Below are 18,923 nucleotides of genomic sequence, written 5' to 3'. Positions count from 1 at the left end.
TGATTATTTAATTATTTTTTGAACTAAATGAGTTACATCTTTTGTTAAATTCAAGATTGCTAAATTACGATCAAATTTCTTATTAAAGGTTTCAGAATAAAAGACTTCGATACAACTTTCATCACTTTTATTCAAGTGGTCTTCATGAACTTGACGCATAATTGTTAAACCAGTTAAAAAATATTGGTATTCCAAGAAAGTGAACATATTTTTGTATGCAAAGATGTCCACATTTTTATCAACTAGGCGTGTTAGTTTTTCGGCCACACTTGCAATAGCAGAAGTTTTTGCATAAACAGCTACTTGCTGAATGTTACATTGGTATTTTTGGCCAACTCTTTTTCTTTCTAAATTTAAAGCATCAGCAATTGGTGACAAAGCTTGTAAAATCAAATTCTTTAACTGAGCGGTGTTAACAAAACCCATATTTAAAAATTCATCGTTTGTTTTGCAAATTAAATTGATTGGTTCACAGTTAGCATTATTTAATTGATTACTGATCATTTCTTTAACTTGCTTTAAAGTTATATTAGTTGACTGAGATTTATTGAGAATGTATTCCAAGATATTTTTTTCTCCAAATTTAGTCGATGTTAAACTAATTAAAGCACCATTCTGATAAGTTGCAAAATTTGTTTTATTTTCTTGGATATCAATAACCATTTTATCTATTTCGGGGTTTTTAATCATGCTGTGAAAGTCTAGTTCAGTGCATGAATTTTTCAAAATTTGGTATCCGAGAGAATAAAATATTCCATTAACTTCGCCAACTAAATCGCTTCGAGACGAATAAATTTGAACGTTTGCTACATAATTTTTTCCTGCTTCTAATTCGGTTGCTACTTGTTTACTATTTGCATAAGTGAAATTTAAAACTTTTCAAGAAAATACATTTGTATTTTTAAGGTATTGATCTGTCGCGCAAATTTCATTAGCAAAACTATTTATTTGTTTGTAAATCAGATTTCATTTGTTCACGAACGTCATTGGTTTTGTCCTAGCAGCTTTAATTTCTAAGTCATCAAGTAAACCTTCAAAAGAGACGATTACCTTAACTATTTTGTTGCTTAAAATATCTGAAGCACGTCCTAAAACTTCTTTAATCTTGGACTTAAACTGCGTCGCCAGTAAAATACGGTTTTGGTCGTAATATCCTTCGTTAGCAAACGAATCACTTCACAAAAGATTAAAACTATCGTTAGCGTTTTCACTTACAACAATATTAAATGCTTTTGGAGTAAGAGAAACTGCGGCATAGACTTTCGTTAGGTTGTACATAAGGTTATTCCTTTTTTTTAAGAACAAATAATTTCGCGGATCGTGAACGGCGATTAGTTTGTAATTCAGCTTCAGAAGCTGTAATGGCTTTATTAGTAACTAATTCAAATTGATTCAAATTTACAGGGTTGATAGGAACCCCCATCAAGGGAGGTGTGTTAACTAGTTTTCGAAAACAAGTTTTAACTATTTTTTCTTCAAGCGAATGAAATGTAATCACACACAAAACAGCGTTTTTAGCTAAATAAGTAGGAAACTCGTTTAGAAACTTTGATAGGGATAATAATTCATCATTAACAGCAATCCGTAAGGCCTGGAAATATAAACGTGAGGGATGTTTTTTTTCATATAGTTGTTTGACTGGAAGGTTTTGTTTTATCAACTCATCAATTGCAATAGTAGTTGTTTGTTCTTTATTTTTTTCAACATACTTTTTGATTAATAAGGCAATGTGAACAGGATTTTTTATTTCTCCATACTCTTTAAAAATTTTAATAAGTTTGGGTAACGGGGTTTTCAACACAAATTCGGTTGCTGATAAACCAATGCCTTGATTCATACGCATATCGAATGGTCCGTCGTGATGATAACTAAATCCTCTACTTGGATCATCTAATTGTTTACTTGAAACACCTAAATCTAATAACGCACCGTTCACTTCCTTAATTCTTCATTGATGAAAGTATTTTTTAAAATTAACAAAATTATCGTTAACTAATTGCAATGGTTTGATAGACAAGTTATTTAAACATCATTCATATGCAACGGGATCTCGATCAAAACCAATATATTTACTTTTTGTTTGATCAAGCTGTTTTCAGATCGCGCTAGCGTGACCGCCATAACCAATTGTGAAGTCACAATAAGTTCCTGGATTATTAACTGGATCTAGTGATTGTAAGATTTCTTTTAATAATACAGGAATATGAATATTATTCGTTTCCATTGTCTAGGCGTTCGGCAACGTTTTCGAATTCGCCATCGCTTTCTGCTTTATATTTTTCAAAACTGCTCTTATCTCAGATTTCGACTTTATTACCTAACCCAATTACTGTGATATCTTTTTTTAGATTTGCCTCTTTAATTAGGTTGGCAGGAATAAGAACACGATTAGCGCTATCTAATTCCAAATCTATTGAGTTAGCTAAAACAAGGCGAACAATTAAACGGCTATCTTTGCGTGTGTTTGAAAGATCAGTTAAGGATTTTGCATATTTTTCGAATTCTTCTGGCGTTCTTAATTCTAAACAACCTTCATACCCTTTACTAATGACTACGCCAGAAGAAATCTTCGAACGTAATCGACTAGGAAGGCTAAGACGATTCTTGGAATCTAGATTAAGTTCATAAGTTCCTAAAAACATATTAACACTTTGTCCCACTTTCTCCCACTTTTAAACACACACAAATATATTACAACAAAAAAATGAAAAAATCAATCAATTTTGTCAAAAATAAGAAATATTTGTATTTTTAACCATTTATCCCAAATAATTGGAGATCTGGTGGAATGTTAGATAAGAAGGGTTATATAAATTAAATAGTACTGTATACTATAGTTATATTTATTATATATGTAATTCAAATAACTAGTTATGTGATGTATTTTAATAGGATGTTTTATCGTTACTTAAATGAAAAAAACGGCTTTGGATAAAAACCGTAAGCCGTTTTTTTGGGTTAAATATCTTGAATAAATTAGATTAAAATCAGATAATTTTTTTGCCTTTAACTTGTCTAGCTCAAAAGAAAATTTGTGTCGCAGATACACTAAATCCAACAATTTGGAAAACTGTATTAATAATGTAAGTTGTCATACTATCGTGGAAACCATCAAGTTTGGTGGCTAAGACACTATCAAAACTATAATTTGGGATCTCGTTTAAAACATTGTTTTTAAATCCGTCAACCAGCCCTGGGTTATGTCAATAATTTGTTAAATTAGCATAATAACCAACGTTTAATAACCATGAAACAATTCATAAACCATTAAATGCCGCAAGAACAAACACAAACGAGAAAGGAAGGTGATATAACTGCTTAGTTCTAATTCCCTTAATTGTTTGTGGTAAGAATGATAACATTGAAATAATCGGACCAACAATAGAAACGAATTGTCTAAAATCAGCTACAGATGTGGGAATATCAGCAACATTTACACCTAAAACACGTTCGATATGCAAAATCATAAAAATCATATTAATAACAACAAACAAAGCACTAAATGCATAAGCAACTATTTTTTTAATCTTGTTATGAGTTTTAAATGTTCAATACTTGATAATAAATACCATCTGAATTCCAAATACTACAGCAGCAATAAATTCTGTATAAGCTAATTGATCATTAATGAGCAACAACCCCAGAAGTGAGAAAAAAATCAATGAAACAAAAAATGATCAAAACGATGGTAATGACATCCCTTTGACATTTTTAGTTCTAATAATATATACCAGTTGTGGCAGACCAACTAGAATCGTCAGAATTGCAGCAATTCATCCAATTGATAGAAAACTTACACTGATATCATATAATCCACCTACCTGAGCACTATTAGAAGGTAATAAGCTAAAAGTAAAGTTGCTTGAATCAGCATTTGCAGGGCTCGTGCGGAAGGTTAAATCAGACAAAATGGGATTTAAGCCTGAAAGGTTAAAATTCACGTTTTTTTCTCCTTATCTAAAATTACGTTTAATCTTTGAAATCAACGAATTTGAATAGTTAGATAATTTACTAACATTTTCAAATTATTATAGTGTACAAAAAAACTTATAAAAAATATCATTTTTTAAAAAAAATATAAACACAAACAGCTATAAAATAAAAAAGACTAAAGCAAATCTGGATTGATACCAAAAAAACCTAGAGAAACTCTCTAGGAATTATTTTTTAAAAAAATAGTTTTAAATATGCGTTAGATGATTATCATTACTGGTGGTTATCACTAATGAACTTTGCAGTTCAGGCTGACTTTGTCGATTCTTATCGTTAACTGCTTTAATAGCAAAGGCTCCACCAACCACTAATCCAATTAATATAATAATTAGCACTATTGAAATTAAAATTCGTGATCAAGTTGGTAACCGATCTAATTTAGAGTGACTTTGGTATTGGTAAATTTTATCAACGATTTGAAATTTATTAACATCGGCTTTTGATAAATTAACATCTTGAGCTAAATCAGTTGGTGCTTCAGATAGAGGAATCGATGGAATTTCGGCTTCGATGGAATTTAATTCGGACGTTTGAACAACTACACTTTCGTTAAAAATGTTAGCGTCTTCAACTTCTGGTTTAGAAGCATTTACATTTTGTTCATCTTGATTTGACATCTTGAAAGCGTTTTCCTTGAGGATTAAAGTATTAATGAATTATAACAAATTAATTATTAGTGATTAACGATTAATAAACACTGGTTGCTTTATTAATTATTTCATTAACAACATTTTTTATATTCTTAAGAACTTCTTTTTTGTTTTGAAGTTGATATTTATCGGCAAAAGAACTGATATTATCACATGAAACTCAAACGTTTTTATTAAGATCTTCATAAACACTAATTGAAAGCGGCAAAAGCGTTGCCATTCATGGGTGTTCTTGCATTAAATGGGTTCCAGCAACTGGGTTTCCAAAAACCACAACTTTGCTAAATCCTAATTCAAGATTAGCGCCTTTAGCATTCTTTTGATGATCAATTTCGGCAAATATTGTATTTTTCTTGGACAAAATTAATTTTCGTAATTTTTCGTAAGTCAGTTGCGCAGGTAAATGCGATTCAACGCTAATGAAATCATTTTGATTAGCAGCGATACTTAAATCCGTTTTGAAGCAAGCAGCAATTTGACGCGCAAGCTCAGTTACATGCAAACCACCTTTAGTAGTTAGAATCGTTACACATACTAAATCTTCAGGGGCTGTAAAACGGGATAAATAAGTAGTATAACCGGCTTCGTTATCATAAATATCCATAAATCCTTTAGAACGGGTAAATTGTCAACCACAAGAAGCGTTATACTCTTGCCCGTTTAAATTAAAACTACTGTATATAAATTTGCGGTTGTTTGCTTCTTTGACAAGTATTGTTCCTGCTAAAGCAATATCCCAGAAACTGATTTCGTAAGCAGAAGCATAAACATCGCTATAACCTCTTAAATTTAAATCTAAATAAGCGTTCTTATCTTGACTTGCAGCAAATTCATAACCATCGATAAAATTCATATCGTGTTTAAAATTTTCGTGTTTTTTGATTTCGGCTAAGTTTTCTTGGATTTCTTTAGCTTGTTTATCTTTTGCAAAAAAAGTATTTTTTAATCGTAATCTTTCAAATTGATTTTTAGTCACATACTCTTCATAAGGCATTTTAGTAACGTGATCAATAATTAATGACAATAAATAAAAGTTAGAAGGGTTACGAGCAATTTTGGTGTTCACATCAAAAACCGGAAGGTGACCTAAAATCATTCTTAAAATATCAATTTTTTCATATGAGTTGTACAAGTTATAAGTTGAAAGTTTTGTAAAGTCAACTAATCCGCTAGTGTGCTGTAACAAGTTTTTAATTGTAATTGAACTAAAAATTTGGTCAGCACCTTTGAAAAATTTAGTAATGGGATCGTTTAAATCCAATAACCCTTCTTCATATGCTTGCATGACTGCAATTGCCATATATCCTTGGGAAATTTTACCGATGGGGAAAACTGTATTTCCTGAAACAAGTTTTTCGCCATTTAAATTAACTCCAGCACTTCCGTAATTAACAACCCGGCTAATATAAGGTGCTTGAACAATTGATAAAGCTAATCCGTCAACACCGTTTTCTTCCATAAATTGGCCTACCAAATTATCAATGGTTGAACCGTTGAAATTAACTTTAAAACTACCACGAACGTTATTTTCCATAAATTATCTCTTTTCTTTTATTTAGATTTAGTTACCCATATTGTATATGATTTTTATTTTTTAACACTAAAATTATTTGCGAACTTTAAATCAATAAAATAACACTAGATAACTAGTGTTAAATTAAATATTGGGTTAAAAATCAAATTTCCTTAAATTGCTTTATTTAAGAAGTTTAGCTTGTTCATATAAAGTTCGCAGCACAACTCCTTCACCAGTTCCTGAAGAACTATTAGCTGTTCCTGCAATATCAATATGAACTAAATCTACTCCTTCACGGAATTGGGTTAAAAACATTGCTGCTCGACTAGATCCTGCTTCAGGTCGAGAAACTGAATTCATAATATCAGCAATTGGACTATCTAGCATTTTTAAATAGTCATTGTGAAGTGGTAACCGTCATAATGCTTCAGCAGCATTTTTACCAGCAACATCAATTTCGTTTCAGTGAGCATCATTTGTCGCTCATACACCTGTATAAGTGTGCCCTAAAGCATAAATCATCGCCCCTGTTAAAGTTGCTACGTCAAAAATTCTAGTTGCTTTTAAATCTTTGGCTGCGTATGTGATAGCATCACCTAAAACTAAACGGCCTTCAGCATCAGTATTGTCAATTTCTACACTCTTACCATTGTATGCAATTACAATATCGTCAGGACGTTGTGCTTGGTTACTCAACAAGTTTTCAGTTAAAGGTGCAACCGAAATAACATTTGTTTTAACATTATTTTTAGCTAATGCTAAAACAGTTCCGGTTACAATCGCTGCACCAGACATATCGTACTTCATTGTTCGCATGTGAGGTCCTGGTTTTAAATTCATTCCTCCAGAATCGTAGCAGATTCCTTTACCGACATAAGCAAATTTTTGTTTGGAAGATGGATTGTTTAAGTATTCAACAACTAACAACTTACATTCGTGAATTGAACCTTTGTTAACACCTAGAATCATTCCCATTTTTTTGGCTTTAATTTGCTTTTTATCTAAAACACTAATCTTAACGTTTTTTATACCTTTAAATTCTTTTAAGAATCGTTCAACAAAAGTTTGGGGATATAAAACATCTGAAGGAGTATCTTGAAGTTCACGAACAAGGGTTGTTGCTTTAGCGACAACACTTGCTTCTTTAATTGTTTTTTCAAACTTCTTGTCTACTTGTAAAATAAATTCAGGTTTTGGCTGTTTTTTAGTTTTTTTAGAAAAAGGAATTGCTTCAGCAAATTCAACAGCATTGACAACTCATTGCACCATTTTTTCTGCGTTAACTTTATCAAGCGCAATAAATGAATCTAAGTCAATGACATTAGTTTCAGTTTGTTTAGATAAGTATTCGCGCAATTGCTTAAAAAAATCTGCACTTTCAAATGATTTTTTAACTAAATATTCGACTGTTGTGTTTGGCAAATCAACTTTTGACTCAACGCCGGTTTTTTCATTCTTTGGGTCGACTTTAGCAACAATAATTTTGTTGACTTTGGTAGCTTTAACGTTATATTTCATATTTTTTTCCTTAAATTAAGACAAATCAACCAAAAACAAAAAAAGTTCTGGTTGATTACATCTTGGTTTATCTTAAATTATTCACCAAATTGGTTTTGGCTGTCTTTTTCTTTGATATCACTAATTGCGACTTCAGTAGTAATCATCAAACTAGCAACACTTGCAGCTTTTTCAAGAGCAGTTTTAGTTACTTTAGTTGGGTCAATGATACCGCTGCGAATCATATCAACATATTCACCAGATTCAGCATTAAAACCAACACCTAACCCTTGATTTAAAATATAGTTAATTGTTTTTGAACTATTATATCCAGAGTTTTCGATGATTTGACGCGCTGGGGCTTTCAACGCTTCGCGCACTATATCATAACCAATTGTGATTTCTTTGTCATCAGAATTCAAGTGAGCTATTTCGGGAATGGCATTCATGAATGCAATACCACCACCTGGAACAATCCCTTCGGCAACGGCAGCTTTTGTTGAATTTAAAGCATCTTCAATTCTCAATTTAAGTTCTTTTTGAGCAACTTCAGTAGCTCCACCAACACGGATTACAGCGACACCTTTAGACATTGCTGCAAGACGTTCTTGAAGCATATCTTTTGCGTATTTATCATCTACAATAGCATTGATTCGGCCTTGAATAGTTTTGATGTGTTCATCAATTTCATGACGATCGCCATGACCATCAATGACTGTTGTTTTTTCTTTACCGATGGTAATTTTACCGGCGCTGCCTAAATCTTCTAGTTTAATTGATTTTAAATCAAGACCTAAAGAAGCATCGATTAATTTTGTTCCAACAGTAACTGCTAAGTCTTCTAAAACAGACCGTTGACGATCACCGTATTCGTTACATTTTACTGTAATTACATTTAATGTTCCACGAAGCTTATTGACTGCTAATGTTGTAACCACTTCATCACTAAAATCAGTTGCTACAATCACTAATGGAACACTAGCTTCCATGCATCCTTCTAATAGGGGTAACAATTCTTTAACAGTGTTGATTTTATTAGCACTTACTAAAATTTTTGCTTCGTCTAATACGGCAATCATTTTTTCGTGATCTGTCACCATATAAGGTGATCCATACCCACCTTTAAATTCTAATCCTTCAGTTGTTTCTAAAGTTGTATTTAAAGTTTTTGCATCGTCAATAGTGATGACACCACTCTTACCAACGATTTCCATCGCTTTAGCAATTAATTGACCAATTTGCTTAGAGCCAGAAGAAATAGCACCAACTTGGGCGATTTCTTCTTTAGTATTAATTGGTTTAGAAATCTTGGTTAAGTACTTGCCTACTAAATGAGCAGCTTCATCGATTCCCTTACGAATATTTACGGGGTTTGCTCCAGCATTAATAGCTTCAATTGCTTTATTAACCATTTCTTGAGTCAAAATAGTTGCAGTAGTTGTTCCATCACCTGCAATGTCATTAGTACTAATAGCTGCTTCAGCAATTAACTTAGCACCCATATTTTCAATTGCATCACTTAATTCAATTTCTTTAGCGATTGTGACACCATCATTAGCAATTAAAGGGGCACCATATTTACGTTCGATTAAGGCATTACGGCCTTTCGGGCCAGCAGTAATTTTAACGGCATCCGCTAATTTATTTAATCCGGATAATAGCCGATTTCGGGCTAGCTTTTGAAAAGTCAAATCTTTTGCCATTTTTATAAACTCCAAATCTTTCTTAGTTTGTTATATTTTAGTTAAATTGATTGAATTACTTTTTAATTCCGACAATTTCGTCGTAAGTCAACATTTTATATGATTTATTGTCATCAACAACAGTGGTTCCACTATATTCTTTAAAATAAACAATATCTCCAACTTTAATATCAAAATTGAATTGTTTGTTTTCTTTGTATAGAAAACCATCTGCTAAGGCCACAATTTTTCCTTTGGTAGTGTTTTGGTTTTCATCATTATTAGTTGAAAGAATAATCCCTTTATTAGAAACTTTTTCTTCAACTAATGGTTCAACTAAAACGTTATCATGTAATGGTTTAATCATAAATAATTTAAAGTTCTCCTACAATTTGTTAACACGGTTATTAAAAATAACCAAATTTGATAAATCAGATTTAATTTTACCAAATTCTTTGTATCGGTTGATTGCTTGTTTTGCAACTTTAGCGTATTCATTTTTGGCAGCTTTTAAGTCATCTACTTTATAAGTTAAAATTCCGTAATCGATTCCATGACCGGTATAAATTTTGTCGTCATCAGTAACGATAATTACAGATGCTGCAATTCTTGCATTGGCAAGTGCATAAATTTCGCGTATGTTGTTTGTAAAGTGAACTACAAAATCATAACCAAAACCCTTGTTACCAACTAATCGGGGTGGGCAAGTTTTTTTAGCAACTTTAGCAACTAATTCACCAAAGTACGATTTTGAAACTGGACTTTTCGGAAAGTAATATTTTGTTGCGCGTTCATAATCAAATAAAACTTCAGATTGTTTGTTAATAGTACTCATTACATCAACTGCAACAATTGGGTATAAGCCATTAGCAGTTTCACCAGACAGCATAGTTGAGTCAGCTCCGCGATCGACCGCAAAATAAACGTCAGTAACTTCGGCCCGAGTTGGTTGAATGTTTTTTTCTAATGAATCCAACATTTGAGTTGCTACCACTACTCTTCGATTTTTAAAACGGCACATTTTAATAATGTAACGTTCTCAATGAGGAACTTCATAATAAGGGATTTCAAGAGATAAATCTCCTCGAGCAACCATCACAGCATCAGATAAATTAATAATGTCATCAATGTTTTTAATTGCTTGAGTAGATTCAACTTTAGAAATAATCTTAATTCCCTTGCCACCGTTATCATCTAAAATCTTGCGTAATTCTTTAATGTTAGCACCACTGTTTACAAATGAAGCTGCAACGTAATCAACTTTGTTTTCAATTCCGAATTTCAAATCTCCAATATCTTTTTCGGATAGGAAGGGAATTGAGTAATCAGCGTGGGGAAGATTAATTCGTTTATGTGAAATTACCGTATGAGAATTTAATGCTTTACATACAAGAATGTTGTCTTTTTTGTTTAATTCGATAACTTCCATACTTAATTTTCCGTCGTCAACCAAAACATGAGAGCCGATCTTTAAATCGTCAATCATGTTGTATTTACCACTGGCATCAGTAGCATAGAATTGTTTTCCTGAGCCAACGATATTTTTACGCGTATAAATCTTAACGGTGTCACCTTGAAGAATTTTACATCCTTCTGGAGCAACTTGGCCAATTCTAATTTCTGGACCTTGGGTATCAAGTACGATTGAAATTGGAATACCTAATTTAGCTGCTACTTCCCGGGCAATTTTGATTCTAACTAATTGTTCTGCGTGATTTCCGTGACTAAAATTTAAACGAATTGCAGTAACACCTTTTTCAATAATTGCTTGCATATTTTCGTATGCCAATTTTTTAAGTTCAGCATTCTTTGGATTTTCTAAATCTTCTAATGATCAAAGCTTTTGTGTAATTGATGGACCACAAGTAGCAATAATTTTTGTTCTCTTAAAGTGATTGAACATAGCACATTTTTTAGTATTTTTGTTTGTCTTTGTTATTGTTTTTTTCATAATTAATTACCGAACCGAACTAAAGCGGTTTATTTTCTTTAATATTTCAATCCGTGGAGGATTTTTCATTTTGATCGCATCAGCAATTGAATAGTCAATTAAATTATTGTGATTTTGTCCAACAACCCGATTTTTTTTGCCATCGTGAATGATATCAACAGCGTGCATTCCCATTAATGTTCCTCAAACCCGTTCCATCGTTGTTGGCATTCCACCACGTTGGATGTAACCAAGACGAGAAACATTAGTACGTTTTTTATTAACTGTTTGAATAACTTCAGCAATTGATTCTAAAGTTGGGTTTTTTCCAGCACCATACAACATTTCACTAACAATAATGATAAATGTTCGACGTTCTGGGTTTTTCTTATAAGCGCGTTCAATGGCATCAGATATTTGTGTCGGAGTCATATAGTTTTCACACGTAATAATCAAATCAGCACCTGATGCGATTCCACCATAAAGCGCTAAATCTCCACAATAACGACCCATGACTTCAATTAAACCAATTCGGTTATGCGAAATGCAAGTGTTGCGAATTTCTTGAACGGCTTTTCCAATAGTTTCTAAAGCCGTATAAAAACCGATTGTAAATTCTGATGATCCCATATCATTGTCAATAGTACCAGGTAAAGCAATACAATTAACTCCCATTAAACTTAAAGCGCTTGCACCTTTAAGACTACCATCACCACCAACAACCACTAAGGCATCAATGTTTCTTTTTTTAAGATTGTTAACAGCAATTTGACGAACTGCAACTTCGGTAAATTCAGGCAAACGAGAAGTATAAATAAAAGTTCCTCCGTTTGCAGCTAATGAATCAATTTCGTTAATATCGATTTCTCGGAAGTTGTCTTCAACTAAACCTTTATATCCTTCATAGATTAAAAAGCATTCGTATCCATGATAAATCGATTGTCGTGCTACTGCACGAATAACTGAATTCATTCCTGGTGAATCACCACCAGAAGTTAAAACTGCAATTCGTTTATTTTTTTTAGAAACAGTTTTTTCTGTTTTCTTTTTTGTAGGCATTGTTTTTTTTCTTTCCATTAATGAACCCCATTAAAAATTACTGCACATTATTTGATAAATATGCATTCGTATATTTATTTATATAAATATATAGATACAGAGATTATACGATAAAAAAATAATTAAAAGCCGACAAACGATGCAAAATCGACTTCGGATTTACGTCAAAAAATAAAACCTTTTTTGAAAAAATCAAAACCCGTAAATAAAAAGCTAATTCGTTTAACTAAGATATTTCATTATTATCATTTTAAAGTAGCTTAAAATACAAAATATTCGACATAAAAAAATCGTTTAGCAAAACACTTAAACGATTTTTCAAAAATTAAAAACTAAAGTGAACTAATTGTCCTCATAGCGGTTGGTGTCGAAAAAACTTCCATCTGAAAACGACTCAACATCAAAATTTTGTACTTCGGGAAGTTCTTTAATATCATTGATTCCAAAAAGATCAAAAAACTTTTCAGACACTTCATAAATAAACGGACGACCCCAAGTATCAGCACGCCCTAATTCTACGACTAAACCTTTTTCCATCAAAATATCAACAAGTGGTGCCGAATCAGTTCCCCGAATTTCTGAAATCCGTGGTCTTGTACAAGGTTGGTTGTATGCAATGATCGCTAAAACTTCCATCAATTTCGAATTTAAAGGGTTGCGGAATTTAAGATTAGCAAAGCGTTGCATTTCCTTTTTAATTTGTAATTTAGTTAACAATTTATAACGTCCGCCAAATTCTTTTAAAGTTAATCCCATATCAGAATCTTTTTCGTATTTATCTTGCATGATTAATAAGTGTCGGCGTATTTCTTCGGTAGAAGACTTAGGTAAAATCTTATGCAATTCAATCAAAGTCATACCATCTTTACCAGCAACAAATAATGCTCCTTGTAAAATTGCGGCTATGCTCAATTGGGGACCGTCTTGTTCAGCGGTATTTTTCTTTTTTGGAGCATTAATGGTAATTTCTTGGTTTACAGCTTCTTCTTTAGAACTGATGAATTCGCTATTTGTAAAAAGAGTTTCAACTTCTTGCTGCGATTTTTTTGATTTGACTTTATTACTTTCGATTTGGCCTTCATTTATTCCAACATCGTTAAAAGTTGACTTTGGTTTTCTTTTTTTATCTGGGACTTGCAATTGGGCATTTAATTTTTCTGTAGCTGCTGCAATTTTGGAATTTACTTTTGAAGATTGTGCAGATTTTAATTGTGAAGAATGGGGTTTAGTTTTAAGATCATTGGTTTTTGGTTTCGTTTGTAATTTATTTTTTCCCATAATTATTTATTCCTTGCTTGACTCATCAATAGGAGTTTTAATTTATTTTGCATCTTTTTGGCTGTTTATTTTAGCTTGTTTTTCTTTTAATGCTGCTTTTTGTTCATTTGTCATCTTTTTATAGTCTTCACGAGAAACATACGCATCACCATATTTTTTCTTTAAAAATTCTTCACGTTGTTTAAAATATGCTTCGGCTCGTTCTTTTGCCATTTGCTTTTTATAAATTTCTGCTTCTTTTTTAAATTCTTCATGACGTTTAATCATTTCTTCTGGGGATTCTTCTTTTTCTTCAAGTCTTTTTGGATCGGTTAATTCAGCATAAATTTCAGCATTTGGACCAGACTGAAACAAATCAATTTTTTGATATCTAACCAAAACTAAAAGAGCAACAAAACAAGTTACAAAATACATTGTATTTACTTTTAAAGTATCTACAGAATTCAAAATTCGAGTTAAAGAAATTCGCTTTTGTTTAGCGTTTTTAATTATTTCATAAATTTCAGCTTGAACGTCTTCTATTGAAAGTTCTTGGACTACAATTTTTTGGATCGTTGGTACTTTGTTGCGCATCCGATCAAAAACCTTCTTCATAGCCTGATAAAGGCGCATCGGATTAATGTAGTCAGGTAATGGAGCTTCAGGAATAACTGAAGCATCAGGTTGAAACGCTTTTCAATCGTCTGGCTCTTTACCAAACAGTCCTAAACGACGCAATTGAAATTGTTCTAATTCAGGCAAAATCTCTCGGTAACGTTTATATTCAATTAAACGTTTAACTAAACGATCACGTTCTTTGTTATTCTCAATATCAATATCTTCTTGATTTTCATCTACTGGAATTATTTTTTTTGATTTCAGTTCGATTAAATAAGTAGCCATCACTAAATAATCAGTTATTTGTTCAATGTCAACTGTTTTGATATTCTTTTTAATAAATGCCAAATATTGCTCAGTTAACGCTGCTAAATCCAATTGCATGATGTCCATTTTCTTTTCTTGGATTAAACTTAATAACAAATCAAAAGGGCCAGAAAAATTTTCAAATTTAAGGTTAAAAATCGTTCCCACTTGATGCATCATTTCATCTGCATCATCTTGTGAGATATTTGTCAATTTTTCAGGTTTTCTTTTGTAATAAATGATCTTAAATTGTTTATTTGATTCATCGGTTTTTGTAACATCAAAATCATCTAGTTTAATTTTTAATTTAACGTCACATTCGTAATCATCAAGCAAGTAAGTCACAATTAATTCATCCGCATCTTTTAGAGCTTGTTCAAATATGGTTTTTCCACCAATAATAAACAAATCGTTTTTTGCAAAATCTTTAATTGCTTTTTTTAAATTGGAATAAACAACGACGCCTTTAATATCGGCATCCTTGTGTTTTCTAGTAACAACAACATTGGTCCGATTTGGCAGCGGCTTGCCAATTGAAAGATATGTATTATAGCCCATCAAAACAACGCCACCAGACGTTGTTTCCTTAAAATGCTTTAATTCCTCTGGAAGGTGCCAAGGTAGTTTATTATCTTTTCCAATACCATGGTTTTTGTCTTCACACCAAATCATTTTAACCATAGATTAAACTGCAACCTTTCCGGTTAATTTTGGTCACGATTCATAATCAGATAGTTCAATATCATCAATTTTAAAGTCGAATAGGTTATTAATTTTAGGATTAAGTTTTAATTTAGCTAATTTTTTTGGTTCACGGGATATTTGTTCTTTAACTTGATCAATGTGATTTTCGTAAATATGCGCATCTCCCATAACATGCACAAATTTTCCTGGTTTTAAATTACTAACATGCGCAATCAAATTAGTTAATAAAGCATATGAAGCGATATTAAATGGGACACCCAAAAATAAATCTGCACTACGTTGGTATAATTGACAATTTAATTTGTTTTGCGAGACTTGAAACTGAAACAAAGTATGACATGGCGGTAAAGCCATTTTAGGAATGTCATTTGGATTTCAAGCGCTAATAACTAATCTTCGTGATGAAGGATTAACTTTAATTTCATTTAACAATCAGGTGAGTTGATCAAAACCATTGAAATCTCTTCATTGGTGACCATATACAGGTCCTAGTTCACCTCATTTTTTAGCAAATTTTGTATCTTGAAGGATTTGATCCTTAAACCATTCAATATCTTGACCTTTATATAAAGCTGATTTAGTAAATTTTTCAAAAGGTCATTCGTTCCAAATATTAACTTTGTTTTTAATTAAATAACGAATATTACAATCACCTTTTATGAACCATAATAGTTCATGGACAATTGCTTTAAAATAAACTTTTTTAGTTGTTACTAATGGAAAACCTTCACTTAAATCAAACTCCATTCGTTTCCCAAAAGATGTTAAAGTTTTGGTATCTGTTCGATTAGAACTTAAAACTCCAGTTTTTAAAATATCCTTTAAAACTGCAAGATATTGTTTCATAAATTATTTATCTTTCTTTTTTGATTTAGGAGTTTCGTGTTCTTTTTTAAGTCTCAAATACGCACTTTGGATATCATTCCGAATGTTTGCCACCAATTTATTCGATTCGATATTCATAATGTTTATCGGCATCACGGGTTTTAAAAATTCAATATAAACCTTACGACCTTTAATCTTATTAAATGGCTTTCCATTAGAAGCTAAGGAATGATCCATTTTTCCTTCCGTTCCGTAAATTGCAGCTGGAATGATTTGACTAAAAGTTTTATACGCAACTTTGATTGAAGCGCCCTTAAATTCTCCCAATTTGTCTCCAGGGACACGAGTACCCTCAGAAAAAATACCTAATGAAACGTTGCTTCGAATATGATTTTTTTGTGCTTCTAAAGCAGCAACAGCTTCTTCAATCGCTTTGCGCGACATTTCGCGGTCAATAAAAACACAATCGATTAACCGTAAAATTTTTCCAACTGATTTTTTTAAAAGTTCTTTTTTAGCTACAAATGTAACTAATGATTCAATTTCTTTGTGATGGTTGATGACATTGAGCAAAACAATAGCATCTAAATTGGATTTATGATTGGCAACGAACAATACCGGTTTTTTCTTAGGAATGTTTTCAATTCCTTTTTCAATAATTTTAATTCCTTTAAAATAGCGAATTCTGCTAGCAAGAATATAAACCGATTTGAAACGCGAATCAGCTGGATAATTGTCTGGATTCTTAACATATTTTCGGGATTTGTTTAAGGCTGAAAGAAATCTGAAAATAAATTCGACTGCTAAAAAAGGGTATGAAAGTATTTGTAAAAAACGAAGTAAAAATTGCATGTGTTAAATCCTTTCTGCAAGACAGATTGCTGTTACTGTGTCGCTTTCATAAGAAACAGATAAATGCAATTGTAATGTATCGTCAATAAAGCATTCGTAGAGTCCATTAATTTTTTTAATTTCTAAATCCGAAAAATACTGCTTGGTTTTCAAAGATTTGTAAATTGCTTCTTTTAAAGCTCAACGCACCGCCAAAAACATATCTTCATTGGTGGGTGAAGTTAAAGATTGATATTTCTTAAATTCGCTTGCCGTTAAAAGTTTTTTAACAAAATCCAAATTTTTCTTACTAGCAATTCGTTTAATGTTAACAACATCAATTCCAATACCTAAAATCATTTTCGTTTCTCCTAAATTAGCGCAATGCGAAAAAAGCGTTCATTAAATTTGTTGCTAGACTATTATCAGTGTTTGAATCAGCAGCATAATGTAAATTTGCAAAACTTTGAGCAAGAACAGAATTAACGGTTTCGCGAACGCCAGGATCTACTATTTGCGAAGCATTAATATCAAATAGCGCAGTTGTTATATTAGCACTATTTTTAAAATTAGTAATGTTTGTTAATAGTTGTTCTGTAATTGGGTTAGTTGCTGTATTAAACCCAGCGTTAGTAAAACTGTATGCCACAATTGATTGAAGATATGGTTGAGTTAATGCAGAAGATGCCAAAAGCGTTAAAGAACGATCTACTGATATAAAATCCAAAGAATTCAACGTTCCAGTGATATTCTCAGTGTTGTTATTAATTACATTACTTAAAGCATTGAAGAATTGTGAATTATTTTGCGAACCCCAGGATTGGAAAATAGACAAATAAGCTAATGATACACCCCGTGATTCAAGAGAGGGATCTAAAAACAAAAAATGTTTGAATTTATCGATTGATTGGTTTCCTAAACGAAAAAATTGGGTTGTGTTTTCGCCGATTAAAGTATTTGAAAACTGATCGCCAAAAACATCGAAAGCAATTGATGTTAAACCGAAAAACAACGGAGCACACAAAATTAAAAAAATAATACCGCCAGAAAATCTTGATAAATATTTAACTGTAGCAGATGGTTGTTTTAAAAAATTAACTTCTTGATCACCGTAGTTTAATGGGATGACAACACTTTGATGTATATCAAATCCCAAAGGAAGTTGAATGGTGTTTCCGGTTTTAGAATTTCATAAATGACGTTTTAAAAGCATTTTAAGCGTTCATGTCTTTTTGGATTTATTGATTTTTGTTTTAATTGGTAAATAGTAAGCGAATGATAATACTAAATTCATCGCTATAAACAAAATCACTAGATAAATCGGTTTAATTAATTCACTTGCAAATAAAATCGTTGTACTTTGATTTGAACCTAAAAAAGGAGTGTTAAAAAATTGCGAGACATCATTTTGATAAAGATCTTTAACTGCGGCTGTCACTTGATTGGCGCTAAAAAAGAAAATGATTGCAGCAACCAAATTAAAAATACCAAAATAAAAAGCACTAAAAAATCCGGACGTAAAACCGATGGTAAAAATACTTATTACCAAAACAATAAAAATCCCCCAAACGAGAAAAGGGGCACCAAATCCATTTCGAGAAATTTCTAAACTTGCAAAAAAATTCAATAATTGTGTCATGGATAACTTTAGACTGGATTTTTAATTAGACGACTCAATAATCGTTCAATGTTTGCCAAACGATTTTCAACATCGGCCATATTATTCTTGGTTGCTTCTAAATTTTGGACCCGACGCATCATAGCTTGGTTACTATAGCCATTACTGTACATATCATTTAACTCTTTGCGCAATTTATCAATAACTGATTCTTGCATTTTAGATTTACTGATTAATGATTCAAAATTGGCTTTAGAAGCTTGGTATCTTTGAAAATTAAATTCATAAAATTTTAAAGTATCAACCACTAAATCCAAAAAGTGATCCACATCATCTGGATCATAACCTGCTGCTTCAGTTCGTAAAAACTCTTTTTCAGTAACTGCTTTTGCAGAAACTTTAACCATTTTACTATTTTCGTTAGTTTCCATAATCA

The 18,923-nt window shown here is 31.8% G+C and carries 18 protein-coding genes; all 18 read right to left on the bottom strand.

What is annotated here, in order from left to right:
* Window positions 1-3 precede the first annotated feature (3 nt).
* The 18 genes from T384_RS0101105 to T384_RS06020 all read right to left on the bottom strand — a co-directional run bounded on the left by T384_RS0101105 (window position 4) and on the right by T384_RS06020 (window position 18,918).
* The gene (locus T384_RS0101105) at window positions 4-1,278 is read right to left on the bottom strand and encodes an MPN316 family protein (protein WP_027119489.1); all 1,275 of its coding nucleotides are present in this window, start codon (window positions 1,276-1,278) and stop codon (window positions 4-6) included.
* A gap of 4 nt (window positions 1,279-1,282) precedes the next feature.
* Entirely contained in the window at window positions 1,283-2,224 is a 942-nt protein-coding gene (gene rsmH / locus T384_RS0101100; protein WP_027119488.1) for a 16S rRNA (cytosine(1402)-N(4))-methyltransferase RsmH, read from the bottom strand.
* Complete coding sequence (gene mraZ, locus T384_RS0101095; protein WP_245595149.1) at window positions 2,211-2,660, bottom strand: division/cell wall cluster transcriptional repressor MraZ; 450 nt, start codon at window positions 2,658-2,660, stop codon at window positions 2,211-2,213. Before mraZ ends, rsmH begins: the two co-directional genes overlap by 14 nt.
* Before the next feature lie 321 nt (window positions 2,661-2,981).
* Window positions 2,982-3,941 carry a PQ-loop domain-containing transporter gene (locus tag T384_RS0101090; RefSeq protein ID WP_027119486.1) on the bottom strand — a complete coding sequence of 320 codons (960 nt, stop codon included), beginning with the start codon at window positions 3,939-3,941 and terminating at the stop codon, window positions 2,982-2,984.
* A gap of 240 nt (window positions 3,942-4,181) precedes the next feature.
* Complete coding sequence (locus T384_RS06035; RefSeq protein WP_036498687.1) at window positions 4,182-4,610, bottom strand: hypothetical protein; 429 nt, start codon at window positions 4,608-4,610, stop codon at window positions 4,182-4,184.
* A 70-nt stretch (window positions 4,611-4,680) separates the two neighbouring features.
* Window positions 4,681-6,177 carry a serine hydrolase gene (locus T384_RS0101080; protein ID WP_027119485.1) on the bottom strand — a complete coding sequence of 499 codons (1,497 nt, stop codon included), beginning with the start codon at window positions 6,175-6,177 and terminating at the stop codon, window positions 4,681-4,683.
* A gap of 162 nt (window positions 6,178-6,339) precedes the next feature.
* Window positions 6,340-7,677, bottom strand: coding sequence for a leucyl aminopeptidase (locus T384_RS0101075; protein ID WP_027119484.1), 1,338 nt, complete (start codon window positions 7,675-7,677; stop codon window positions 6,340-6,342).
* A gap of 77 nt (window positions 7,678-7,754) precedes the next feature.
* The gene (gene groL / locus T384_RS0101070) at window positions 7,755-9,359 is read right to left on the bottom strand and encodes a chaperonin GroEL (protein ID WP_027119483.1); all 1,605 of its coding nucleotides are present in this window, start codon (window positions 9,357-9,359) and stop codon (window positions 7,755-7,757) included.
* A 55-nt stretch (window positions 9,360-9,414) separates the two neighbouring features.
* A complete protein-coding gene (locus T384_RS0101065; RefSeq protein WP_036498684.1) occupies window positions 9,415-9,705 on the bottom strand; it encodes a GroES family chaperonin in 291 nt (96 codons plus the stop codon).
* Window positions 9,706-9,723: 18 nt separating this feature from the next.
* Window positions 9,724-11,241, bottom strand: a complete 1,518-nt coding sequence (gene pyk, locus T384_RS0101060; protein ID WP_027119481.1) for a pyruvate kinase — start codon at window positions 11,239-11,241, stop codon at window positions 9,724-9,726.
* Window positions 11,242-11,295: 54 nt separating this feature from the next.
* Complete coding sequence (locus T384_RS0101055; protein ID WP_084266091.1) at window positions 11,296-12,345, bottom strand: ATP-dependent 6-phosphofructokinase; 1,050 nt, start codon at window positions 12,343-12,345, stop codon at window positions 11,296-11,298.
* 324 nt (window positions 12,346-12,669) lie between these two features.
* Complete coding sequence (gene scpB, locus T384_RS0101050; protein ID WP_052663401.1) at window positions 12,670-13,293, bottom strand: SMC-Scp complex subunit ScpB; 624 nt, start codon at window positions 13,291-13,293, stop codon at window positions 12,670-12,672.
* Window positions 13,294-13,647: 354 nt separating this feature from the next.
* On the bottom strand, window positions 13,648-15,189 hold the full coding sequence (scpA, locus tag T384_RS06880) for a segregation/condensation protein A (RefSeq protein WP_052663391.1): 1,542 nt from the start codon (window positions 15,187-15,189) through the stop codon (window positions 13,648-13,650).
* Window positions 15,190-15,192: 3 nt separating this feature from the next.
* Window positions 15,193-16,059, bottom strand: a complete 867-nt coding sequence (thyA, locus tag T384_RS0101040; protein WP_027119478.1) for a thymidylate synthase — start codon at window positions 16,057-16,059, stop codon at window positions 15,193-15,195.
* A 3-nt stretch (window positions 16,060-16,062) separates the two neighbouring features.
* The gene (locus T384_RS06025) at window positions 16,063-16,890 is read right to left on the bottom strand and encodes a lysophospholipid acyltransferase family protein (protein WP_052663390.1); all 828 of its coding nucleotides are present in this window, start codon (window positions 16,888-16,890) and stop codon (window positions 16,063-16,065) included.
* Between the two features lie 3 nt (window positions 16,891-16,893).
* Window positions 16,894-17,229: a holo-ACP synthase gene (locus T384_RS0101030; protein ID WP_027119477.1), complete on the bottom strand. Its 336-nt coding sequence runs from the start codon at window positions 17,227-17,229 to the stop codon at window positions 16,894-16,896.
* Window positions 17,230-17,245: 16 nt separating this feature from the next.
* Complete coding sequence (locus T384_RS0101025; RefSeq protein WP_027119476.1) at window positions 17,246-18,508, bottom strand: hypothetical protein; 1,263 nt, start codon at window positions 18,506-18,508, stop codon at window positions 17,246-17,248.
* An 8-nt stretch (window positions 18,509-18,516) separates the two neighbouring features.
* A complete protein-coding gene (locus tag T384_RS06020) occupies window positions 18,517-18,918 on the bottom strand; it encodes a DivIVA domain-containing protein (protein WP_052663389.1) in 402 nt (133 codons plus the stop codon).
* Window positions 18,919-18,923: the final 5 nt, after the last annotated feature.

Source organism: Mycoplasma testudinis ATCC 43263, from assembly GCF_000687795.1.
GTDB classification, from domain to species: Bacteria; Bacillota_I; Bacilli_A; order Mycoplasmatales; family Mycoplasmoidaceae; genus Mycoplasmoides; species Mycoplasmoides testudinis.
The sequence above is the reverse complement of the archived record's forward strand: the minus strand, read 5'-3'. Positions and strand labels throughout refer to the sequence as shown.